The following is a 22362-nucleotide window of genomic DNA, read 5'->3' as shown; positions in this document are numbered from 1 at the left end:
AGGACTCGAGATGACGACGACGCTGCTGACACGGGTGAAGAGCAAGCTCTTCGTCCATGCGCGCAGGCGGTCCCGAAACCTCCTCGAGGGTGAGTACGCCTCGGTCTTCCACGGTCGCAGCCTCGACTACGACGACCTGCGCGACTACGTCCCCGGCGACGAGGTGCGCGACATCGACTGGCGCGCGACGGCGCGCCACCAGTCGCCGCTCGTCAAGCGCTACGTCGCGACCCGCAAGCAGAACCTCATGCTCGTCGTCGACACGGGTCGTGGCATGGCGGCGACGACGCGCAGCGGCGAGCCCAAGAAGTCGGTGGCCGTCGCAGCCGCAGGCCTCGTGGGCTACCTCGCCCAGCGCCACGGTGACCTCGTGGGCCTCGTGCGGGGCACCGCCGGGTCGACCGTCGCGCACGAGATGCGCGGGTCGGAGGCCCACCTCGAGCTGCTCCTGCGCGCCGTCGACTCGGCGACGGTGCTCGACGGCGACCAGAGCAACCTCGCGACACAGCTGCGGTGGATCGTGCGCCATGTCCGCCGTCGTCTCGTGCTCCTGGTCGTCGCCGACGACAAGGAGCTGGACCCTGAGCTCGACGAGCTGTTGCGCCGCCTGCACGTGCAGCACGAGATCCTCTGGATCACGGTCGAGGACGCCGACCCCACCGCCGTGGACGGCAGCCGCACGACCTACGACGTCGCCGACACCTACACGCTGCCCACCCTCGTCAGGCTCGACCCTCGCGTGCGTGCGGCGTATGCCGCGTCGGTCCGCGACCGGGTCGAGCGCACCAGCGCGCTGCTCGACCGCCGCGGCATCAACCACGCCCGCCTCGGGTCGTCCGACGAGGTCGTCGCGACGGTGTTCGCCCTGCTCGAGAGGCAGCGCCGTGCACGCCGCTGACGCGCCGCCGCCGGGCTTCTACGCCCCCGACCCGTATGCGGCGAAGTGGCTGTGGATCGGCGTCGGCGTGCTCGTCCTCGTGGCCGCCTGGTACGCCTGGGTGTGGTGGTCGACGCGCGAGCGCCCGGTCGTCGTGCCGCCGCGGCTCACACCCGACCGGCTGACGCGGCTGCGGGCCGACTACACCCGGCAGATCGACCTCGTCCTGGGACGCGCGGCGGCGGGCGAGATCAGCCAGCGCCGGGCGCACCAGCAGCTGAGCGTCCTCGTGCGTCATTTCGTCCAGGAGGTCTCGGGGATCGACGCGCCCACGATGACGCTCACCGAGCTCACGGCGGGTGGCTCCCGTCTCACGCCGGTCTCCGAGGTCGTCGGCACGCTCTACCCCGGCGAGTTCGGCCCTCGCGAGACGGCGACGCTCGCCGGAGCGGGCACCGTCGCCAAGCAGGTGGTGGCCCGATGGAGCTGAACGGTCCCGACCTCAAGTGGCCGGGGGTCCTCGTCGTCGGCGCGCTGCTCGCGCTCGCGCTGGCGTATGCCGTGTACCGCCTCATGTCGCGCCGGCAGGCTCGCGCTTCGGCGGCGGTCGCCAACTCCGGCGCCCTGACCGAGCTCCCGGAGTACCGCCGGGCGCTGCGCCGCCACCGCATCCGCATGGCGGTGCTCGCCGCCAGCGCGGCGCTGCTCGGCGGAGCGGCCCTCGTCGGGGCGGCCCGACCGCTCGACACGACCGTCGACAAGCCGCAGTCGCGCAGCCGAGACATCATGCTGTGCCTCGACATCTCCGGCTCGATGGCGGCCTACGACGCGACGCTCGTGTCGACCTTCAAGACGCTCGTCAAGAGCTTCGAGGGCGAGCGCATCGGTCTCGTCATCTTCAACAGCTCCGCGGCGACCGTCTTCCCGCTCACCGACGACTACGACTTCATCAACGAGGAGCTCGACGCGGCGGGACGTGCGCTCACCGGCGACCCGGCCTACGACTCGTTCTTCGCGGGCACCTTCAACGGCCGCGGCACCTCGCTCATCGGCGACGGGCTGGCGACGTGCGTCTCGAGCTTCGACAAGGTCGACCTGCAACGGGCCCGCTCGGTCGTCTTCGCCACGGACAACCACCTCGCCGGTCGACCCATCATCGACCTGGGCGAAGCGGCCGCGCTCGCGCGGACCAAGGGCGTGCGGGTGTACGGGCTGAACCCGGAGGAGGACGGCCCCGACCAGGAGGCCGCGGACATGCGGACGATCGTCACGAGCACGGGCGGCCGGTACTTCGCCATGAGCGACCAGTCCGCCATCAAGGACATCGTCGGCTCGGTGGAGGCCCAGGAGGCCACCCTCATCGACTCCGCCTCGCGCTCGCTCCACTCCGACGACCCGACCCTTCCGATCACCCTGGCGGGCATCGGCCTCGTCGGGGTCATCGGCGCCACGCGGAGGTGGGCGTCGTGAGCCTGCTCCCCGTGGCGCCCTGGCCCGTCCTGCTCGTCGTCGTGGTCGCGGCCCTCGCTGCTGTCTGGTGGAATCCCTCGTCCCGGTCGCTTCCCGACGAGTCGCGGGCCACGCACTGGCGCCTGACCGTCGCGGTGCTGCTGCTCGGGACCGCCGCGTTCCGGCCGGCCGTGCCGGGGGAGCAGGTCGACACGACGGCCGCCAACCTCAACGTCTACTTCGTCGTCGACACGACGAGCAGCATCATCGCCGAGGACTACGGCGACGCCCGTCCGCGGATCGAGGGGGTCTCGTCCGACATCTCGGCGATCGCCGCGGCCCTGCCCGGCGCCCGCTACTCGGTCGTGACGTTCGACCAGGCGGCGCGGGTACGCCTACCGCTGACGACCGACACCACGGCCCTCGACGCGGCCGTCGAGACCCTGCTGCCCGAGTCCTACGAGGTCTCGCGCGGCACGTCGGTCAGCGAGGCCAACGACCGCCTCAAGGCGCTCCTCGAGCAGGCCGACCAGCGCACCCCTGAGCGTGGTCGCGTCGTCTTCTACTTCGGCGACGGGGAGCAGACAGCCTCCGAGCCGCCGGCGCCCTTCGACATCGACAAGCGGCTCGTCAACGGTGGCGCGGTGCTCGGCTACGGCACGACCGAAGGAGGCCGGATGAAGGCCACGCGGTCGCGGTTCGACACGACGAACGACTACATCAAGGACCCCGCCACCGGGGAGGACGCCCGGTCGGTCGTCAGCGAGGCCACGTTGCGCTCCATCGGGGACCAGCTCGGACTGACCTACGTCCACCGCGCCGCCGGCGACGGCATCGGCCCTGTCGTCGACGGCATCGACCTCGAGAAGTTCGGCACGAGCGAGCAGATCGAGAGGCAGAAGGTCATGGCCCGCCGCGAGCTGTACTGGCCGCTGCTCATCGGGGTGGCGGGGATCGCCGCCTGGGAGCTCGGCGCCGGCGTCACCGCGCTGGTGCAGACCCGTCGTCGCAGGGAGATGCGCCCATGACCCTGCTCGAGGACCGCATCGATCGCGCGGAGCCGGTTCCGGAGGCGGGCGTCCGCCGACGGCTGGGGTTGGGCGGCCGGCGTCCCCTGCCCCCTCACCTGCGCCGGCGGCGGAGACGGCTGCTCCTGGCGTCGGCGCCGGTCGTCGTCCTGCTCGTCCTCGTCGCGGCGCGCCTGGTCTCCCTCAACCTCGTGCATGCTCAGACCCTGGACGCTTACACCGCCGGCGACGAGCCGCGGACCCTCGTCTGGGGCGAACGCCAGGGCTGGGTCAACGTCGTCGAGCAGTTCCGATCGCCCTTCGCCATCGGTGACGCGCACGTGCTCTCGGGGCACTTCGAGCTCGCCCGCCCGTGGTTCGAGCAGGCCTTCGCGCAGGTCCCCAAGGGCGGCATCGACGACTGCAAGGTGCGGGTCAACCTCGGGCTGACCTACGAGGCCCTGGGCGACGCGGCGAAGGCGCGCGAGCGCACCGACGAGTGGAAGCAGTACTACGACAAGGGCATCACGATCACCAAGGAACGGCCGCCGCTGTGCGACGCCCCCGAGGGCGGCCGGACCGGCCAGCAGCTGCAGCAGGCGCAGCAGCGTATGGAGCAGAAGAACGCCGATGCGCCGCCCCAGGGCCAGCCCCAGCCGAGTGCACCGCAGGCGCAGCCCAGCCAGCCGGCGGACCCGACGCCGGACCCGGGCAACACCCCGAGCCAGGAGCAGCAGGACTACCTCAAGGAGCAGCAGCGCCAGAACACCATCGAGCGCAACCAGGAGCAACAGCAGCAGGGCACCGACGGCACGGTCCCCGGTGACAGCTCGCAGACCGTCCCGAAGCCGTGGTGACCGGCGCCCCGCTCACGTCCTAGAACCACGCCTCGAGGATCGTGGCCCGGTGCTCGAGGACCTCGATGGCCTTCTTCCCGCAGGACTCGGGCCGCTGGTGACCGACCGGCTCGCGCGAGACGCCGACCCGCCACCGCCGCCCGTCCGCGTGCGTGACGATGACCTCCCAGCCGTCCTCGCCCTGCTCCGGGAGGTCGGCCCACAGCGCAGCGAGCCGGGTCTCCCCGATCTCCGCGCGGACGTGCGACTCGGCGCACTGGGAGGCGGCGGGCACACCGGAGCGCCCCCGGTCGTGCAGCGGCCCGAGCAGCTCGGCCGGCAGATGACCCGTCTCGCTCGCGGAGAGCACCCACTCCGACGCCCGTTCGTCGACGCGGGCGAGCGTCTGGCCCCACGGGAGCAGGACCGCGGTCGGGGCGAAGCGGTGGCCGCCCGTGTGCGACACCTCCCACGCACGCCCCGGGGCGAGGCGGGCAGCATGCGCGGCCAGCGGTCGCCCGCGGACGGCGCAGCACACGTCGCGGCGGCCGTTCGTGCAGACCAGGAGCGTCGCCGGGCCGGGACGCGAGCCGAGCAGCGAAGCCTGCACGAGGGAACGGCTACCCCGGGAGAGGGCTCCCCAGTCGAGCCCGAGCAGGTCCCCGACCTCGTCGACCTCGGCCGTGAGGAGCCAGGCGTCCTCGGGCCGGGCGCCGGCGTGGGCCACGAGGACGGTGCGGGGACCCTCGTGGGCCGGATGCCCTCCGGGACGGCGCATCAGCATGAAGCGACCACCGGCCCGGCTCGTCCGGGCGTCGAGCTCGGCCCCGAGCTCGCGGTCGAGATGGGACTCACGAGCCGCGTCGCGACCCCATGGCCCGGACTGCTCGACGATGACGAAGAACGTCGCGGTGGCCGCGGTGCCGTAGGCACTCGTGCCGTCGTGATCCCACTGGACCGAGCAGGCACCGGATGCCGGGGTGCCGTAGCCGGTCGTGGCCGGATGCTCGGCGTGCTCGGGTCCTGCGGCCGCCACCTCGCGGGCCGTTTCCGCCGTGCTCTCGTCAGCCGTCACGTCAGCCGTCACGTCGGTGCTCCCGACGATGCCCTCTGCGGTGGACCTGTCGGCCGAGGCCTCGGAAGCCGAGCCATCACTCCCCGTGCTGGTCATGGTGGCGCTCACGGCACCCGTCACGGCGTCGACGACCGACGCCACCGTCGCCGAGGCGGCCGCTCCGGCCGCGGCCGCGGCTCGTCGAGCGGCCTTGCCGCCGCCGCCCGACGTGCTCACGCGGGACCGCCTTCCGGGCTGTCGTCGACCGGCCCGGGGCCGCTGACGCCGGTCTCGACGTCGGGCGCGGAGGCCGTCGACTGCTGGCCGTCGGCAGGCGGGCCGGCCACGTGGGCGATGACGGCGGTGGTCGCCACACCGGACCCGTCACGTCGACCGTCCGCTGGTGGCAGCTCGATGGCGACCCCGTTGGCGGCCGCCGCCCTCGCCGGCTGGTTGCCGGCGAAGGCGAGGACGAGCGTGTCCTCACCGCGGAGGAAGCGGTGGCAGCGGACGCCTCCGGTGGCGCGACCCTTGGCCGGGTACTCGGCATACGGCGTCACCTTGAGGGAGCCGCCCTCGGTGCCCGGCAGGGCACCCGACGAGCCGGAGGACGTGACGACCACACCGTCACGCGAGGGGTCGGCGACTCCGAAGAACACCACCCGTGCACCGGGCGCGAGCTTGATGCCGGCCATGCCGCCGGCCGAGCGGCCCTGCGGGCGCACGGACCTCGCGGCGAAACGCAGCAGCTGGGCGTCGCTGGTCACGAAGACGAGGTCGAGGTCCTCGCGGTCGGCGACGGCCGCCCCGACGACGCGGTCGCCGTCCTTGAGGCTGATGACGTCCCAGTCGTTGCTCTTCGGGGCCTCGGAGGTGACGCGCTTGACGACGCCGGCGGCCGTGCCGAGGGCGAAGACGGGCGCGTCCGCGCCGATGGGCACGATGGTCACCGGTTCCTCGCCCTTGCCCAGGTCGACGTAGGCCGCGAGCGGCGCGCCTCCCGAGAGGCTGGGCGCCCCGTTCGTGGGCGGGAGCGTCGGCAGGTCGAGCGCCGAGAGCCGCACCATCCGGCCGGCGCTCGTGACGAGGCCGAACTCACCCCGCGCCGTCGTGCGCACCGAGCCGATGACGACGTCGTGCTTCGAGCGGGATCCCTCGGCGGTGACCGGCTCGGCGGTGCCGGTGCGAGCCAGCAGCCCGGTCGAGCTGAGCAGCACCCAGCACGGGTCGTCGGCGATCTCGAGCGGTGAGGCGGACGTCGCGGTCGCGTTGGCGCCCGAGCTCTCGAGCAGCACGGTGCGTCGCGGCGTGCCGTGCGCCTTGGCGACGTCGGCGAGCTCGGTCGACACGAGCTTGAGCAGCAGCTTCTCGTTGTCGAGCAGGGCCCGCAGCTCCTCGATGGCGCGCTCGAGCTCGCTCTTCTCGTTCTCGAGCTCGATGCGGGAGAACTTCGTGAGGCGGCGCAGCTGGAGGTCGAGGATGTAGGTCGCCTGCGCCTCAGAGAGGTCGAAGACCTCCATGAGCCGTGCGCGGGCCGTGCCGGCGTCGTCGGAGCCGCGGATGACCTGGATGACCTCGTCGATGTCGACGATGGCGATGAGCAGGCCCTCGACGAGGTGCAGGCGCTCCTCGCGCTTGGCGAGCCGGTGGGCGGTGCGGCGGCGCACGACGTCGGTGCGGAAGTCGACGTAGACCTGGAGCAGCTGCTTGAGGCCCATGGTGCGCGGCTGGCCCTCGACGAGGGCGACGTTGTTGATGCCGAAGTTCTCCTCCATCGGCGTCAGCTTGTACAGCTGCTCGAGCACGGCGTCGGGGTTGAAGCCGTTCTTGATCTCGATGACGAGCCGCAGGCCGTGGGCGCGGTCGGAGAGGTCCTTGAGGTCGGCGATGCCCTGCAGCTTCTTGCCCTGGACGAGGTCCTTGACCTTGTCGATGACCTTCTCGGGCCCGACGAGGTAGGGCAGCTCGGTGACGATGATGCCCTTGCGGCGCGGGGTGATCGACTCGATGCGGGCCGTGGCCCGGGTGCGGAAGCTGCCCCGGCCGGTGAGGTAGGCGTCGCGGATGCCCTCGAGCCCGACGATCTTGCCGCCGCAGGGCAGGTCGGGCCCCGGGACGAACTTCATGAGGTCCTCGAGCGAGCACGTCGGGTTGGCGATGAGGTGCCGCGCGGCGCCGATGACCTCGACGAGGTTGTGCGGGGGCATGTTCGTGGCCATGCCGACGGCGATGCCGGCCGCGCCGTTGACGAGCAGGTTGGGGTATGCCGCGGGCAGCACGCCCGGTTGCAGCTGGGTGTCGTCGTAGTTGGGGACGAAGTCGACGGTGTCCTCGTCGAGCCCGGCCACCATGAGCAGGGCGGCGCTGGCCATCCGTGCCTCGGTGTACCTCGCCGCGGCCGGGCCGTCGTCGAGGGAGCCGAAGTTGCCGTGGCCGTCGACGAGGGGCAGGCGCAGGGTGAAGGGCTGGGCCATGCGCACGAGGGCGTCGTAGATCGCCTGGTCGCCGTGCGGGTGGTACTTGCCCATCACCTCGCCGACCACGCGCTGGCTCTTGACGTGCCCGCGGTCGGGACGCAGGCCCAGCTCGTTGGCGCCGTAGAGGATCCGGCGCTGGACGGGCTTGAGCCCGTCCCGGGCGTCGGGCAGCGCCCGGCTGTAGATGACGCTGTAGGAGTACTCGAGGAAGGCGTTCTGCATCTCCTCCTCGACGTCGATGCCGACGATCTTCTCCTCGAAGTCCTCCGGTGGAGGCGGGGGGGTCTTTCCACGGGCCATGCCGGGTGGTGCTCCTTGCCGCTAGCGGGTGAACACCCCATCTTCGCGCAGGCGGCTCACGCCTTCTCACCTGCCACGCCGAAACGGCCCCAGTGGGCCACCTCGTCACCGGTGCGCCGGTGCCGGCGCAGGCTCGGGCTCCTGGGTCCCGGGACGGCATACCCCAGCGACACGACCCCGACGATCGTGCGGCTCGCGGGGACGTCGAAGGCGGCGCGGACGGCGTCGTGGCGCTCCGGGGGCACCCCGAAGAAGAGGCTCCCCAGCCCCTCGTCGGTGGCGGTCAGCAGGATGAGGAGCGAGGCCATGCCGGTGTCGACGTCCCAGTAGGGGACCGGCCAGCGCGCCTCGTCCCGGTCGGTCCAGCCCTTGTCGGGCGCCGCGTACCGGTCGAGGTAGGCGTCCTTGTGCGAGAGGCACACGACGAGCACGGGGGCAGCACGTATGCCGTCGAGCCACGCATCGCTCGCGGCGCCCGGTTCCGTCGTGGCCGCCCAGAAGGCCTCGCGCTCCTCCGGCGTCGTGAGCACGAGGAAGTCCCAGCCCTGGCTGAACCCGGCACTGGGGGAGCGGACCGCGTTGGCGAGGCAGCGCTGCACCACGTCACGGGCAACCGGCCGGTCGGGGTCGTAGCGGCGGACCATGCGTCGGGAGCGGACGACCTCGGTGAACTCCATGCGACCAGACTCCCATCTCCCGGGGTCGCGGAGCCCGGCGTGACACGATGACCCCATGGAGGGTGGCGAGCTCGACGACGACACCGGTGTGACCCAGCGGATCTCGGCGCGGGCCACCGGGGCCCCGGTCGAGTGGGAGGCCGATGTCGTCCTGCGCGACGGCACGGTCGCCCACGTGCGCCCCATCACCCCCGAGGACGCGGAGGGCATCCGGCACTTCCACAGCCTGCAGTCCGCCGAGTCGATCTACCTCCGCTTCTTCGCGCCGCTGCGCGAGCTGAGCGACCGCGACATCCACCGGTTCACGCACGTCGACCACCACGACCGGGTGGCGCTCGTGGCGACCCTCGACAGCGAGATCATCGGGATCGGCCGCTACGACCGCATCGACCCCAGGTCGGCCGAGGTCGCCTTCAACATCTCGGACCACTACCAGGGCAAGGGCATCGGGTCGGTCATGCTCGAGCACCTGGCGGCCATCGCCCAGGAGATGGGCATCAACCGGTTCGTGGCCGAGGTCCTCCCGCAGAACCGCAAGATGCTCACCGTCTTCAAGGAGGCGGGCTACGAGGTCACCCACCACATCGAGGACGGCGTCGTCGAGGTGTCCTTCGACATCTCGCCCACCGAGCAGAGCAAGGCGGTCCAGCTCTCGCGCGAGCACCGCGCCGAGGCGCGGAGCATGCACACGATCCTCTTCCCCGAGCGGGTCGCCGTCATCGGCGCGAGCCGCCGTGAGGAGTCCATCGGCGCCCTCGTCATGCGCAACATCCTCGCGGCGGGCTTCCAGGGCGAGCTCTACCCCATCCACCGGGTGGCCGACCGGATCCAGGGGCTGACGGCCTACCCGACCATCCACGACGTGCCGCAGCCCGTCGACCTCGCCGTCGTCGTCGTCCCCGCCGCGCAGGCCATCGAGGTCGTCAAGGACTGCGGCAAGGCCGGGGTCAAGGCCCTCCTGGTGCTGTCGGCGGGCTTCGCCGAGGCCGGCGAGGAGGGGATCCGCCTGCAGGAGAAGCTGCGCCGCCGGGTGCGCCGGGCGGGCATGCGCATCGTCGGGCCCAACAGCTTCGGCCTCATCAACAACGACCCGTCGGTGCGGCTCAACGCGACCCTCGCCTCGGTCATCCCCGAGTCGGGGCGCCTGGGCCTCTTCGCGCAGAGCGGCGCGCTCGGCGTGGCCGTGCTCGCCTCGGCGGCCCGACGCGGCCTCGGGATCTCCGTCTTCGCCTCGGCCGGCAACCGCGTCGACGTGTCGGGCAACGACCTCATGCAGTACTGGATCGACGACCCTGAGACCGACACGGTCGGGCTCTACCTCGAGTCGATGGGCAACCCCCGCAAGTTCTCGCGCATCGCGCGGGCGCTCGCCGCGGTCAAGCCGGTCGTCGTCGTCAGCTCGGGCGTCTCGAGCTTCGCCGCGCCTCCCGGCCACCGCACTCGCGTCACCAACGTGCCGCCACAGGCCTTCGACGCCCTCCTGCGCCAGGCCGGCGTCATCCGGGTCGAGAACGTGCACCAGCTCTTCGACGTCGCGCAGCTGACGCTGCACCAGCCGTTGCCCAAGGGCGACCGCGTCGCCATCGTCGGCAACTCCGACGCCCTCGGGGCGCTGAGCGCGAGCGCCTGCGTCAGCTGGGGCCTCCGGGTCACCCACGGGCCGGTGTCGCTGCCGCCCCAGGCGTCGGCCGAGGAGTTCGCGGCGGCGCTGGACGCCGCCTTCGCCGACCCGGAGGTCGACAGCGTCGTGGCGGCGTTCATCCCGCCGCTCGTCACGCAGGACGAGGAGGTGCACCAAGCGGTTCGCAACATCGTCGCCGATCACGAGAAGCCCTGTGTCGCAACGTTCCTCGGTATGCGTGGGGTCGGCGACGACCTGTCCTACGAGCAGGACGGCGTGCGTCGGTCGGTGCCCGCCTACTCGATGCCCGAGGACGGCATCCGCGCGCTCAACGCGGTCACGAGGTATGCCATGTGGCGCCAGCGCGACCGTGGCACCCAGGTGGCGCCCGTGGGCATCGACCGGCTCCGGGCCGAGGCGCTCATCGACGGCTTCCTCGCGGACAGCCCCGACGGGCGGGCGCTGACGCGAGAGGAGGCCCGCGAGCTGCTCGGGGCCTACGGCATACGCGTGTGGCCCGCGGTGGAGGTCTCGGGCGTCGACGCCGCCGTCGCCGCCGGCACGGAGCTGACCTTCCCCGTCATCCTCAAGTCCACCTCGCCCGTCGTGCGCCACCAGCCGGGTCTCGTCGGTGTGCGCGGCGACCTCGTCGACGCCGAGGCGGTGCGCGACGCGTACGCCTCGCTCACCCAGCGCCTGGGGCCGCTGGGCGCCGACCGCTTCGTCGTGCAGCGCATGGCCGTGCCCGGTGTCTCCTGCGTCATCCGCGCGAGTGAGGACCCGCTCTTCGGCCCCGTCGTCAGCTTCTCCGTCGCCGGACCGCCGACCGAGCTGCTCGGGGACGTCGCCCACCGCATCCCGCCCCTCACCGACGTCGACGTCACGGACCTCATCGACGGGGTCAAGGCCGCGCCGCTGCTCAGCGGGCACCGTGGCGCGGCGCCGGTGCACCGAGCAGCTCTCGCCGACCTCATCGCCCGGCTCTCCGTGCTGGCCGACGACCACCCGGAGCTGTCGTCGGTCGAGCTCAACCCGGTCAACGCCTGGACCGGGGGCGTCGACGTGCTCGGCGCCGAGGTCGTCGTCCGGCCGGCTCTCGTGCGCAAGGATCCGGGCCGCCGACGGATGACGTGACCGGCACGGTGGGGACGGCCGGGAGGGGAGCCGGCCGCGCTGGTGCAAGGATGGGTCCATGCGACGCGCCATCCCGGGCACCGGCCGGGCCCTTCCCGAAGACCTCACCGAGGCGATCACCCGTGCCGGCTACTACCCCTCGCTCGTCTGCGACGTCGTCGAGTCGGCCATCGCCGACGACGAGGTCGTCGCGCACCTCGTGCACCAGGAGACGACCTTCGACCACGAGACGGTGCGCCGCCACGTGACCGTCCTCGTCGTCACGCCACTGCGCCTCGTCATCGCGCACGCCGACGACCACGCCGAGTCCGAGGACAAGCTCATGGCGACCGCCACGACCGAGACGGTGCCGCTCGCGGCCGTGCGCGGCGTCATGCTGACCCACGTCGTGGCGCAGCCCGACACGTTCACCCCCGGCACGCACGGTCGAGACCTCACGCTGACGCTCGGGTGGGGCGCCGTGAGCCGCCTCGACATGATCCCCGCCGCGTGCGGGGATCCCGACTGCGCGGCCGACCACGGCTTCGAGGGCACCATCGCCTCCGACGACATCTCGCTGCGCATCAGCTCCGCCGCCGACGGCGAGGACGCCGTGGGCCGGGCCATGCACTTCGCCCGCGTGCTCTCGGCGAGCATCGGCGGCGGCACGGCCCACTGATCCGACGGCCGTGGCTCCCGACCTGACCTCCGACGCTGCGCCGACCGACTGGTCCGCAGGCACCCTGGCCTCGGTCCTCCCGTCGATCGCCGACCGGTTGGGAGTCCGGTCGTATGCCGGGCGCGACGTCTTCGACCTGCCCTCGGTGCCGCGCACCGTCGTCGTGCTCGTCGACGGGCTCGGCCACGACCTGCTGCGCCAGCGCAGCGGCCACGCACCCTTCCTGCGCAGCCTGCTGGGCAGCGCACACCGGGTGCCGTGCGGCTTCCCCACGACGACGGCCACGTCGATGGGCACGTTCGGCACCGGACTGCCGCCGGGGTCGCACGGTCTCGTCGGCATGCAGGTGCTCGACCCGGCGACCGACCGCCTGCTCAACGAGCTCTCGTGGGAGGACGGGCCCGACCCGCGTGCCTGGCAGCCCAACGAGACCGTCTTCGAGGCGGCCGAGAACGCCGGCGTCAGCGTGACGATGGTCGGGCCGCACTACTTCGACGGGTCGGGGCTGACCCTCGCCGCCCTGCGCGGAGGCCGGTTCCGGGCGGCGCGTTCGCTCGAGGACCGGGTCGACGCCGCCGTCGCGGCGGTGCGCGCGACACCGCGAGCGCTCGTCTACCTCTACTGGGGCGAGGTCGACAAGGTCGGTCACGTGCACGGGTGCCAGTCCTGGCAGTGGGGCGACGAGGTGGAGTCGGTCGACGCGGCGCTGCGACGGCTCGCGGCCCGGGTGCCCGACGACACGTCGATCGTCGTCACCGCCGACCACGGCATGGTCGACGTGCCCTTCCACGACCGCATCGACCTCGTGAACGAGCCGGCCCTCATGGCCGGCGTGCGCCACCTCGGCGGCGAGCCGCGCAACCTGCAGCTCTACACCGAGCCCGGGGCGGACGGTGACGTCGGCTCGGCCTGGACCGTTCGCCTCGGGGACCGCGCTCGCATCCTCACCCGCGAGCGAGCGGTCGACGAGGGCTGGTTCGGACCCGTGCGCTCCGGTGTCGAGGGACGCATCGGCGACCTCGTGGTCGTCATGGACGGCTCGCTCGCCGTCGTGCACTCGGGCCTCATGCGTCGGGAGGTCGTCGCGCTGCTCGGCCTGCACGGCTCGACGAGCGACGCGGAACTCGCGGTGCCGGTGGTCGTGGTGCCACCTCGCCGGGGAGCCTAGGGTGGTGCCTCGTGGCTGAGCTCGTCTTCTTCTCCGGAACCATGGACTGCGGCAAGTCGACCCTCGCCCTCCAGATGGATCACAACCACGGCGCGCGGGGGAGGGTCGGTCTGATCTTCACCAAGATGGACCGGGCCGGGAGCAACGTCCTCAGCTCACGCCTCGGTCTGTCGACGGGCGCCCTGGAGGTCGGTGACGACCTCGACTTCTGGGAGGCCATCGTCGGGCGTGCCACGGCCGGCAACCGCATCGACTACCTCATCTGCGACGAGGCCCAGTTCTACACCGGTGAGCAGGTCGAGCAGCTGGCGCGCATCGTCGACGAGATGGACGTCGACGTCTTCGCCTTCGGCATCACCGCCGACTTCCGCACGGAGCTCTTTCCCGGCAGCAAGCGACTCATCGAGCTGGCCGACAAGGTCCAGGTGCTCCAGGTCGAGGCCCTGTGCTGGTGCGGTCGGCGGGCCACGACCAACGCCCGCGTCATGGACGGTGTCATGGTCGTCGAGGGCGAGCAGGTCGTCGTCGGGGATACGAAGCCGGGGACCGCCGGCATCGTGGAGTACGAGGTGCTCTGCCGGCGCCACTACATGCGCCGGATGACCTCGCACGCCGCCAAGGCCGCCGCGGTCTCACCCGAGGTGCTGCCCTTCGACCTCGACGTGTGCCCGCTGCCGCCGCTGCCGATCACCCAGGCCGACTGAGCCGACCCCGAGGGCGTATGCCGTCCGTCCGGTCCCGCGCAGCGGCCGGCGTGGTGCCGGCCATCGGTCGGTCCCGGCGTGGTGCAGCCGGGTGGTCGAGCGCGGGCGCTCAGTCGTTCTTGCGGCCGAACATGATGTCGTCCCAGCTCGGCACGCTCGGACGCCCGGACTTGCGGGCCGGGGGAGCCGGCCGGGGCGGGCGAGGTGCCGGCTTGGCGCGGGTCGCCGGCACGCGCTGCTCGACGACGTCGTCGCCGTCCTCACCTGCGGAGGAGCCGGACGGGAGGGGCGACCCGGCCCGCGGCGCTCCGGCGCCACCGGGACGACGATCGGACGGGACACGAGTCGCCGGACGCTGGTCCGGCCGTCGACGGGCCGCCGGTCGAAGGGGCGGGTCCTCGTCGTGGGCGTGGTCGGACTCCACTGGATGGTCGGCACGCGGCTCGTCGTCGATGGACAGGTCGCGCACGGCCGGCCCGTCGGACGAGGTGGCCGGCCGGGCGACGTCCTCACGAGCCCTGCGGGCAGGCTCGTCGTCGTCGTCCTCCTCGGCGGCGGGGTCGCCGACGGCCCCGTCACGGGAGGCAGGGTCGCCGCGGAGCGTGTCGTCGTCAGCCTCCTCGTCGAGAACGTCGTCGAGAACGTCGTCGACATCGTCGTCCAGCCCGTCATCGAGCCCGTCATCGAGGCCGTCATCGAGGCCGTCGTCGAGGTCGTCGTCGAGCTTGTCGTCGAGCTTGTCGTCGACGTCGGCGTGGGCCGCAGCGGTCGCGGCGCGGGCAGGGTCGGGCTCCGTGGGCTGGGGCTGCTCCGCGGCCTGACGAACGGGCTGCGTGGGCTCGGTCCGGCGCACCCGTCGCTGGGCGGCCTCGACCCCCACGCGCTCCTCGAGGGTGCCGGTCTTGACGACCTCGGGGTCGTCCTCGGGGTGCGTGTGGGCCGGGGGAGGCAGCTCGTCGCGGGGGTCGGCCGCCAGCTCCTGCAGGGGCAGGGCCTCCTCCGGGGCCTCGTCGAGCCCGGGGACCTCGGTGGACCGCGGTCGGCGCCGCCGCCCGCGCTGGGTGCTGCGCTCGCGCATGGCCGCCATGAGATCGACGGTCTCGCCGTCGCGTCGGCCGGTCTCGACCTCACGCCGACCGGTCTGGCCGTCGCGCCGACCGCTCTCGCCGTCCCGCCGTCGGGTCTCCCCGTCCCGGCGACGCGTCGCCGACGCGCCGACGCCCCCCTCGGCCTCGACGTCGTAGACGCGGCTCGGGCGGTTCGACGCGGCGAGGTGCGGGGCGGGGATGGGGCCCGGTGCCTGCTGGTCCTCGTCCTCGCTCAGCCATCGGGCCTCGTCGTCGACGGCCGACACGGTGCGGGCGAGCGGGTCGAAGTGCCAGGCCGCCTCGCGTTCGCGCCCGCCGGCGTTGAAGAGCAGCAGCACGGTCCAGGCGCCCTTGTCGGTGCGTCGGGAGTCCCATCGGGCGCCGTCGGCGTCGATCTGACGCGTGCGCAGCCGCTCGGACACCCGGGCGTCGAGCGTGGGGGCGCCGCCGTGCGACCCGCCCCGGGGACGCAGCCGGACCTGTCGGGCCAGGCCGGCGACGTGCTCGCGCTCGGCGAGGATCGGACCCTCGTAGCGGTGCACCTTCTCCACCGTCCACCCGGCGCGCTCGGCGACCTCCTCGGCGGTGAGTCCGGCGCGGATCATGGCCTGGACGTCCTTGGGGCGCAGACCGCCCGAGACCTCGATCTGGAGCTGACCGAGCCGTGGCCGGTCGCGTCGCACGGCGGCACGGAGCGCCTCGTCGAGCGGGACGGAGAAGCGGCTGCCCTCGTCGTCGGCCAGCAGCAGGTGCATTCCGTCCTCGTGGACGCCGACGAGCCTGAGGTGCTGCATGGGTGGGTCTCCCGGTGCCGAGTCTGCGTGGTCGTGCCTGGTCTGCGCCGACACCCCGGGTGGCCGCGTGACGTGCTCGCCGGTGCGTCGTGCAGACGAGCATGCCACCGGGCCGGGTGCTCGCCAAAGCGCCCACGCCGCACAGGTACCGTTTGCTCTGGCATGCCTACCTCCTTCGCGTCCGCGCAGCTCGCCCTCGACCTCGTCGGCGTGTTCGTCTTCGCGCTCTCCGGAGGGCTGGTCGCCGTGAAGAAGCGCTTCGACCTCTTCGGCGTCCTCGTGCTCGCCTGTGCCGCGGCCCTCGGTGGCGGCATCGTGCGCGACCTGCTCATCGGGGACATCCCGCCCGTGGGGATCAGCGACTGGCGCCTGCTGACGGCGGCTGCCCTCGGCGGACTCGTCACGTTCCTCTTCCACCCCGGCGTCGAGCGCATCACGAGGTTCGTCCGCGTCCTCGACGCGGCCGGCCTCGGGGCCTTCGCCGTCGCGGGCAGCCTCAAGGCCGTGACCACGCCGGGGGTCTCACCCGTCGCCGCGGTGCTCGTCGGTGTCATCACCGCCGTCGGCGGAGGCGTCGTGCGCGACGTGCTCGCGGGTCAGGTCCCCGAGGTGCTGCGCCGCGAGCTGTATGCCGTCCCCGCCATGCTCGGGTCGGTGGTCGTCGTCGTCGCGGCACAGCTCGGATCGCTGCAGGACTGGGTGCTCTGGACGGCGGCCGGGGTCGTCTTCGCCCTGCGCATGATCGCCGTGCGCCTGCACCTCAACGCCCCGACACCGCTGCGCTCCAATCCCCTGTAGCCCGTGCGGCGAACCCATCCGCACCCTCTCGATTCCTGTTTCGTCCCACCCATCCCTCGACCACCGACGGCGGAGACATGACACCAGACGCAGCACCGACCCCCGACCCCACCGAGGCCCCCGCCGTGCGTCCACCGCTCGAGCCGTACGACGCCGTGCTGCTGCTCGGCTTCGGCGGACCCGAGGCGCCCGACGAGGTCATGCCCTTCCTGCGCCGGGTCACGGCCGGTCGCGGCATCCCGGACGAGCGCCTCGAGGCGGTCGGTGAGCACTACCACCATTTCGGTGGCCGCAGCCCGATCAACGACCAGAACCGCGCCCTCATCGCCGCCCTGCGCGCCGAGCTCGACTCGCGCGGCATCGACACCCCGATCGTGTGGGGCAACCGCAACAGCGCGCCGTTCATCGACGACGCCCTGCGCGAGTCCCACGCCGCCGGGCACCGTCGCGTCGTGGCGCTGACGACGAGCGCCTACTCCTGCTACTCGTCGTGCCGGCAGTACCGCGAGAACCTCGCGGACGCCGCCGCCGCGGTCGCCGAGGAGGGCATCGAGCTGCAGATCGACAAGGTCGCGCAGTACGCCCGCCGCCCGGGCTTCGCCGAGGCCAACGCCGGCGAGCTCGTGCGGTCCCTGCGGGCCCTCGACGGCGCGCCGGACTCCGAGGTCGCCCTGCTCTTCGTCACCCACTCCATCCCGGACGCCATGGACGACACGTCGGGCCCGGGCGACGGCGAGGGCAACCTCTACCAGCGCCAGCACCTGGCCCTGGCGTCCCGGCTGACCGAGGAGGCCAACCGGGTCCTCGGCCGCGACCTGACCGGCGAGCTCGTCTTCTGCTCGCGCTCCGGGCCGCCCAGCCAGCCGTGGCTCGAGCCGGACGTCAACGACCGGATGCGCGAGCTGGCCGCCGCCGGCGTGCGCACGGTCGTGACGGCGCCGATCGGTTTCGTCAGCGACCACATGGAGGTCGTCTACGACCTCGACACCGAGGCGCAGGAGACCGCCGACGAGCTGGGCCTGACGCACGTCCGCGTCCCGACCGTGGGCACCGACTCCGTCTTCGTGCGAGACCTCGTCGACGCGCTGCTCGAACGGGCCGCCGAGGCCCGCGGTGAGGACGTCCCGCAGTTCGAGGGGCGCATGCCCTCGGTGTGCGCGCCGGGGTGCTGCCCCAACCTGCGCCGGGCGCGTCCCGCCCTGTGCGGCAGCGACTGAGGCCCCGATGAGCACCCATCCAGTCCCCGTCCTGCCCGCCGGCATCACCGTCGCCGAGCTCGAGCGGCTCTGCATCGGCTTCGCCACCGAGGCGGCCCGCTTCATCCGTGACGAGCGCCCCGCGGGGGTGGGCGTCTCGGCGACGAAGTCGAGCGAGACCGACGTCGTCACGGTCATGGACCGTCGGTCGGAGGAGCTGCTGCACAGGCTCATCCAGTCGGCCCGCCCGGACGACGGCATCCTGGGCGAGGAGGGCGCCGACGTCGCAGGCACGTCGGGCCTGACGTGGGTGCTCGACCCCATCGACGGCACCGTCAACTACCTCTACGAGGTGCCCGCGTATGCCGTGTCCGTCGCCGTCGTGGTCGGTGACCCGCACGTCCAGGGCGGCTGGACCCCGGTCGCCGGAGCGGTCGCCGACCCGTCGCTGCGCCTCGTCCACCACGCGGGCCGCGGGACGGGCGCCTGGACCAGTCCCGAGGACTCGTCTGGCGAGGTCGCCCCGTCCCGGCTGTCCGTGTCGGCGGAGGACCGGCTGGGGCGCACCCTCCTGGCCACCGGCTTCGGCTACGACGCCGAGGTGCGGGCGCGTCAGGCCGAGGTCCTGCTGCGGGTCCTGCCCCTCGTGCGTGACATCAGGCGCATCGGCAGCGCCGCGCTCGACCTCGTGCGGGTGGCCCAGGGTTCGGTCGACGCCTACGCCGAGACGGGCCTCAACGCCTGGGACCTCGCGGCCGGGTGGCTCGTCGTCGAGGAGGCCGGGGGAGTCGTCGTCGGGTCGGGCGAGGACGTCGCGCGCCGGGCTCCCGGCAAGGCCCTCACCGTCGCGGCCGGCCCGGCCCTCGTGGAGCAGGTCCGCAGCCTCTTCGTGTCCGGGGACGACACCCCGCGCTGAGCTCCCGGGGCTCGCGGCGCACGAGCGACGCCCCACCCGGCCGTGCCGGGTGGGGCGCTCGTCGTCCTCGTGGAGCGGACGGCATACGTCCGCGGATGGGTGGTGCCGGGGACCGGCTCAGGCCGCCTGGAACGGCTCGAGCTCAGGGACGCGGATGCCGTTCTCGGCAGCCAGCCGGGCGAAGGACTCCAGCTCACCGGTGTGCACCTGCACCCGGTAGTCGTCGCCCGCGCTCTGTGCGTCGGCTAGGTCGCCCAGCGCGTCGTTGACACGTTGCCTGATCTGGTCGACGAACTCGGTCATGGGTGCCACCTCCGGGCCTGGGTCGTGATCGGTCGAGTCCGGAGACCCTACCGCGCCGTAGGACCACCAATGTGCACCCGCGGGGGTCGGAACAAGGCAAAGCGCTGGTGAACTCTTGGTCCGAAAACGGCAGGTGTGGGAGGTGCGTCCCGCCCGTGTCTCAGGCCTTGGCTCGGGCGACGTGACAACGCGTTGGGGATCGGGCACCATACGCGCCAGCGGACATGTCTCGTCGCCGTCGTGATACCGACGGCGGTATGGGGATCCCGGGAACAAGCAGGGCCTCGCGAGCGTTCTCCGCGTCACAGACCGCAAGGCGCATCACAAGTAGAAGTGAGACAACGAGATGGCAACTGATTACGACGCGCCACGCAAGACAGACGACGACCTGAACGAGGACTCCATCGAGGAGCTGAAGTCACGTCGGGTCGACAAGACGTCGTCCAGCGTGGACGTCGACGAGACCGAGCAGGCCGAGGGCTTCGAGCTTCCCGGCGCCGACCTCTCCGGCGAGGAGCTGTCGGTCCGCGTCCTGCCCAAGCAGGCCGACGAGTTCACCTGTGGACGCTGCTTCCTCGTCCACCACCGCAGCCAGCTCGCCAAGGAGAGCAACGGCATGATGATCTGCACGGAGTGCGCGGCCTGAGCGCGTCTCCGACCAGGCAGCCACACCGCCTGGAGCCAGTAGGGTCGGTCCTCGTGACCGACCCTTGTGCCGTCCCGGTCCGACTGCTCGAGCCGGACCTGCCGCTGCCCGCCTACGCCCATCCGGGCGATGCCGGGGCCGACCTGTGCGCGCGGGTCGACGTGACGATCGAGCCCGGCGAGCGTGTGCTCGTGCCGACCGGCGTGGCGCTCGCCCTGCCTGCGGGTCACGCCGGGTTCGTGCACCCCCGGTCGGGGCTCGCGGCCCGCCACGGCATCTCGATCGTCAACGCCCCCGGGACCGTCGACGAGGGCTACCGCGGCGAGATCCTCGTCAACCTCGTCAACCTCGACCCGCGCGAGCCCTTCACGGTCCGCCGCGGCGACCGGATCGCCCAGCTCGTGGTCCAGCGCGTCGAACGCGTGCACTTCGTCGAGGTCGATTCGCTCGACGAGACCGTACGGGGGGACACTGGACACGGATCCACCGGTGGCTTCGGTCCCGGGGGCTCCGCCTCGCCGACATCGGGGGAGACGCCCAGCGAGGCGTGATCATCGGATACGGTTCGCCGGGCGCTGCGTCGGCGCCGCGACCACCTCCCCGCCCGGGCACGACGCCCGCCGGGCAGCAGGACTCAAAGGACGGAATGACGTGGGACTCTTCAGCCGGGGCAAGTCGAAGGACCGCCCGGACGCCGCCGCGGCGGACGCAGACCTGACCGACGACGGTCTCGACCGCGACGAGCAGGACGAGGTCACGCGCGAGGCGCACGGTGACACCGAGGGCACGGACGCCGGCGCCGGCGCCGGCTCCGACCGCTCGTCCGGTCCGTTCGACCGCACCGAGGTCGACGACGACAGCGACTACCTCAACCTCGGCGCCATCTGGCTGCGCGGGCAGCAGGGCATGGAGCTGCGCCTCGAGGTCAACGAGCAGGAGCAGCAGATCACGGGCGTCACCGCCGTCATCGGCGAGTCCGCCGTGCAGCTGCAGGCCTTCGCCGCGCCCCGCACCGAGGGCGTGTGGATCGACATCCGCAACGAGATCGCCGCGAGCATCGTCGACGCGGGGGGCACGGCCGAGGTGCTCACGGGCGAGTTCGGCGAGGAGCTGCTGACCCGCATGCCCCAGGCCGACCCCGACGGCCGAACCGTCTTCATGCCCGCACGCTTCGTCGGTGTCGACGGGCCCCGCTGGTTCCTGCGGGCCGTCGTCTCCGGGCGCGCCGCCATCGAGCCCACTGCTGCCGAGGGCGTCCACGACGTCATCCGCACCGCCGTCATCGACCGCGGCGACGAGGCGATGCCGCCGCGCGAGCTGCTGCCGCTGCGCCTGCCCGACGCCGAGGGTGGCGTCCAGGCCGACGGCACCGAGGCGGACGGCGCCGAGGGTGGCCCGGACCTCAACCCGTTCGAGCGCGGCCCCGAGATCACCGAGGTTCGCTGATGACCGGCCCGGGTCAGCCGTCTCGCCCCGTCACCACCCGACCCGTGCACCGAGGGGTGCACCGGCGGGTGCGTCGAGGCGGGGTGCGCGCGTGACCACGGGCCAGCCCGGCGCCCTGCGGCGCCTCACCGAGCGCCTGACGCGCTCGGCGCACGAGATCGAGGCCGCCGAGCTCCGGCGCGAGTCCTCCGACCTCGTCGGAGTCGTCCACATCGGCGAGGCCCCCCAGCGCACCACCGTGACCGTGTGCGGCGAGGTGCGTTCGGTGACGCTGCGTCCCCGCGAGGAGACTCCCGCCCTCGACGTCGAGGTCTGGGACGGCACCGAGTCGCTCCACCTCGTCTGGCTCGGACGGCGTCGCATCGCCGGCATCGTCCCCGGCATCAAGGTGCGCGCCACCGGCCGCATCACCAACCGGCGCAAGGTCATGACGATGTTCAACCCCGCCTACGAGATCGTCGGCCGCCCGGGGCAGGCGCATGGCTGACGTCGACGCCAGCGTTCCGGGCGCGGGCGACGCCGACGGCGTCGTGCGCTCCGAGGCCGACCTGCGGCGCTACGACACGGTCGAGGAGCTGCTGCGCGACAAGCTGTCCGAGGCCCTCGGCGGCTGGAGGGGCGCCGTCGAGTCGGCCGTGCCCACCCTCGCCTTCGCCCTGGTGTGGGCGCGCACCGAGAACCTCCGCACGGCCCTGGTCGTCGCCGGGGTCTGCGTCGCGGTCCTGCTCGTGGTGCGGCTCGTGCAGCGCCAGGACCCCCGGTTCATCGCGTATGCCGCCGCGGGAGTGGCCATCTCGGCCTTCTTCGCCCTCCGGTCGGGCAAGGCCGAGGACGCCTTCCTGCCGGGGATGCTGCAGAACGCGGGCCTGCTCGTGCTCCTGCTCGTGACGAACCTGACGCGGTGGCCCCTCTTCGGCTTCGTCGTGGGGGTCGCCGAGCCCGAGGCCTTCGCGGAGAACCCCACCTGGTGGCGGCGGCACCCCGGCATCGTCACCGTCGCGGCGCGACTGGCGTGGGTCCTGATCGCCCTCAACGTCGTGCGGCTCGCGATCATGGTGCCGCTCTACCTCGCCGAGCAGGTCGCGGCCCTCGGGGTTGCCAAGGTCGTGCTGGGCTGGCCGGCCTACCTCCTCGGCATCACGGCGATGGGCGCGATCCTGCTGCGCGGGCACACGCCGATCGACCCCAACCGCACGGCCTGACCCCTCCAGGG

22 protein-coding genes are annotated in these 22362 nt (G+C 72.7%); 17 read left to right on the top strand and 5 right to left on the bottom strand.

Translation table 11 applies throughout. The features are described from left to right. The first annotated feature begins 10 nt into the window (after positions 1 to 10). Genes TAE01_RS05470 through TAE01_RS05450 form a run of 5 tightly spaced genes read left to right on the top strand, consistent with a single transcriptional unit; the run spans position 11 to position 4190 of the window. A complete protein-coding gene (locus TAE01_RS05470; RefSeq protein ID WP_147064242.1) occupies positions 11 to 898 on the top strand; it encodes a DUF58 domain-containing protein in 888 nt (295 codons plus the stop codon). Then, entirely contained in the window at positions 885 to 1367 is a 483-nt protein-coding gene (locus TAE01_RS05465; RefSeq protein ID WP_147064240.1) for a hypothetical protein, read from the top strand. Before TAE01_RS05470 ends, TAE01_RS05465 begins: the two co-directional genes overlap by 14 nt. Continuing rightward, on the top strand, positions 1358 to 2347 hold the full coding sequence (locus TAE01_RS05460) for a VWA domain-containing protein (protein WP_147064238.1): 990 nt from the start codon (positions 1358 to 1360) through the stop codon (positions 2345 to 2347). Before TAE01_RS05465 ends, TAE01_RS05460 begins: the two co-directional genes overlap by 10 nt. Then, entirely contained in the window at positions 2344 to 3354 is a 1011-nt protein-coding gene (locus tag TAE01_RS05455; RefSeq protein WP_246111157.1) for a vWA domain-containing protein, read from the top strand. Before TAE01_RS05460 ends, TAE01_RS05455 begins: the two co-directional genes overlap by 4 nt. Continuing rightward, on the top strand, positions 3351 to 4190 hold the full coding sequence (locus tag TAE01_RS05450; RefSeq protein ID WP_147064236.1) for a tetratricopeptide repeat protein: 840 nt from the start codon (positions 3351 to 3353) through the stop codon (positions 4188 to 4190). The genes TAE01_RS05455 and TAE01_RS05450 overlap by 4 nt, the downstream gene beginning before the upstream one ends. A 19-nt stretch (positions 4191 to 4209) precedes the next feature. Here the strand turns inward: TAE01_RS05450 and TAE01_RS05445 are convergent, their stop codons facing one another. The 3 genes from TAE01_RS05445 to TAE01_RS05435 are packed head-to-tail and all read right to left on the bottom strand — an operon-like array spanning position 4210 to position 8677. Then, the gene (locus TAE01_RS05445; protein ID WP_246111156.1) at positions 4210 to 5460 is read right to left on the bottom strand and encodes a ferredoxin family protein; all 1251 of its coding nucleotides are present in this window, start codon (positions 5458 to 5460) and stop codon (positions 4210 to 4212) included. Further along, positions 5457 to 8000 carry a DNA gyrase/topoisomerase IV subunit A gene (locus TAE01_RS05440; RefSeq protein WP_147064234.1) on the bottom strand — a complete coding sequence of 848 codons (2544 nt, stop codon included), beginning with the start codon at positions 7998 to 8000 and terminating at the stop codon, positions 5457 to 5459. Before TAE01_RS05440 ends, TAE01_RS05445 begins: the two co-directional genes overlap by 4 nt. Positions 8001 to 8056: 56 nt before the next feature. Next, positions 8057 to 8677, bottom strand: coding sequence for a nitroreductase family protein (locus tag TAE01_RS05435; RefSeq protein ID WP_147064231.1), 621 nt, complete (start codon positions 8675 to 8677; stop codon positions 8057 to 8059). 55 nt (positions 8678 to 8732) lie between these two features. Here TAE01_RS05435 and TAE01_RS05430 point away from each other — a divergent pair, with 55 nt between their 5' ends. Genes TAE01_RS05430 through TAE01_RS05415 form a run of 4 tightly spaced genes read left to right on the top strand, consistent with a single transcriptional unit; the run spans position 8733 to position 13962 of the window. Continuing rightward, the gene (locus TAE01_RS05430) at positions 8733 to 11432 is read left to right on the top strand and encodes a bifunctional acetate--CoA ligase family protein/GNAT family N-acetyltransferase (RefSeq protein WP_147064229.1); all 2700 of its coding nucleotides are present in this window, start codon (positions 8733 to 8735) and stop codon (positions 11430 to 11432) included. A 58-nt stretch (positions 11433 to 11490) separates the two neighbouring features. Next, a complete protein-coding gene (locus tag TAE01_RS05425; RefSeq protein WP_147064227.1) occupies positions 11491 to 12090 on the top strand; it encodes a DUF5998 family protein in 600 nt (199 codons plus the stop codon). A gap of 10 nt (positions 12091 to 12100) precedes the next feature. Continuing rightward, on the top strand, positions 12101 to 13258 hold the full coding sequence (locus TAE01_RS05420; protein WP_147064225.1) for an alkaline phosphatase family protein: 1158 nt from the start codon (positions 12101 to 12103) through the stop codon (positions 13256 to 13258). Between the two features lie 11 nt (positions 13259 to 13269). Next, on the top strand, positions 13270 to 13962 hold the full coding sequence (locus TAE01_RS05415) for a thymidine kinase (RefSeq protein WP_147064223.1): 693 nt from the start codon (positions 13270 to 13272) through the stop codon (positions 13960 to 13962). A 109-nt stretch (positions 13963 to 14071) separates the two neighbouring features. Here TAE01_RS05415 and sepH read toward each other — a convergent pair whose 3' ends face one another. Beyond that, a complete protein-coding gene (sepH, locus tag TAE01_RS05410) occupies positions 14072 to 15844 on the bottom strand; it encodes a septation protein SepH (protein WP_147064222.1) in 1773 nt (590 codons plus the stop codon). A 162-nt stretch (positions 15845 to 16006) separates the two neighbouring features. Between sepH and TAE01_RS05405 the strand changes: the two genes are divergently transcribed. The 3 genes from TAE01_RS05405 to TAE01_RS05395 all read left to right on the top strand — a co-directional run bounded on the left by TAE01_RS05405 (position 16007) and on the right by TAE01_RS05395 (position 18754). Further along, a complete protein-coding gene (locus TAE01_RS05405) occupies positions 16007 to 16642 on the top strand; it encodes a trimeric intracellular cation channel family protein (protein WP_147064220.1) in 636 nt (211 codons plus the stop codon). A 77-nt stretch (positions 16643 to 16719) separates the two neighbouring features. After that, positions 16720 to 17859 (top strand): ferrochelatase, encoded by a 1140-nt coding sequence (locus tag TAE01_RS05400; RefSeq protein ID WP_147064218.1) that lies wholly within the window; start codon positions 16720 to 16722, stop codon positions 17857 to 17859. Positions 17860 to 17866: 7 nt separating this feature from the next. Beyond that, the gene (locus tag TAE01_RS05395; protein WP_147064216.1) at positions 17867 to 18754 is read left to right on the top strand and encodes an inositol monophosphatase family protein; all 888 of its coding nucleotides are present in this window, start codon (positions 17867 to 17869) and stop codon (positions 18752 to 18754) included. A 117-nt stretch (positions 18755 to 18871) separates the two neighbouring features. Here the strand turns inward: TAE01_RS05395 and TAE01_RS05390 are convergent, their stop codons facing one another. Continuing rightward, positions 18872 to 19057, bottom strand: a complete 186-nt coding sequence (locus TAE01_RS05390) for a hypothetical protein (RefSeq protein ID WP_147064215.1) — start codon at positions 19055 to 19057, stop codon at positions 18872 to 18874. Between the two features lie 346 nt (positions 19058 to 19403). Between TAE01_RS05390 and TAE01_RS05385 the strand changes: the two genes are divergently transcribed. The 5 genes from TAE01_RS05385 to TAE01_RS05365 all read left to right on the top strand — a co-directional run bounded on the left by TAE01_RS05385 (position 19404) and on the right by TAE01_RS05365 (position 22351). After that, positions 19404 to 19703, top strand: coding sequence for a DUF4193 domain-containing protein (locus TAE01_RS05385; RefSeq protein WP_030146251.1), 300 nt, complete (start codon positions 19404 to 19406; stop codon positions 19701 to 19703). Between the two features lie 53 nt (positions 19704 to 19756). Continuing rightward, on the top strand, positions 19757 to 20254 hold the full coding sequence (dut, locus tag TAE01_RS05380) for a dUTP diphosphatase (RefSeq protein WP_186815051.1): 498 nt from the start codon (positions 19757 to 19759) through the stop codon (positions 20252 to 20254). A 100-nt stretch (positions 20255 to 20354) separates the two neighbouring features. After that, positions 20355 to 21149, top strand: coding sequence for a DUF3710 domain-containing protein (locus tag TAE01_RS05375; RefSeq protein WP_147064213.1), 795 nt, complete (start codon positions 20355 to 20357; stop codon positions 21147 to 21149). Between the two features lie 91 nt (positions 21150 to 21240). Further along, entirely contained in the window at positions 21241 to 21636 is a 396-nt protein-coding gene (locus TAE01_RS05370) for an OB-fold nucleic acid binding domain-containing protein (RefSeq protein ID WP_147064211.1), read from the top strand. Then, entirely contained in the window at positions 21629 to 22351 is a 723-nt protein-coding gene (locus TAE01_RS05365) for a DUF3159 domain-containing protein (RefSeq protein ID WP_147064209.1), read from the top strand. Before TAE01_RS05370 ends, TAE01_RS05365 begins: the two co-directional genes overlap by 8 nt. The last annotated feature ends 11 nt before the right edge of the window (positions 22352 to 22362 follow it).

Origin of the sequence: Terrabacter aerolatus (assembly GCF_007991735.1) — a bacterium.
Classification (GTDB): Bacteria; Actinomycetota; Actinomycetes; order Actinomycetales; family Dermatophilaceae; genus Terrabacter; species Terrabacter aerolatus.
Note: the sequence above shows the minus strand (reverse complement) of the source record. Positions and strands in the feature narration are given on the sequence as shown.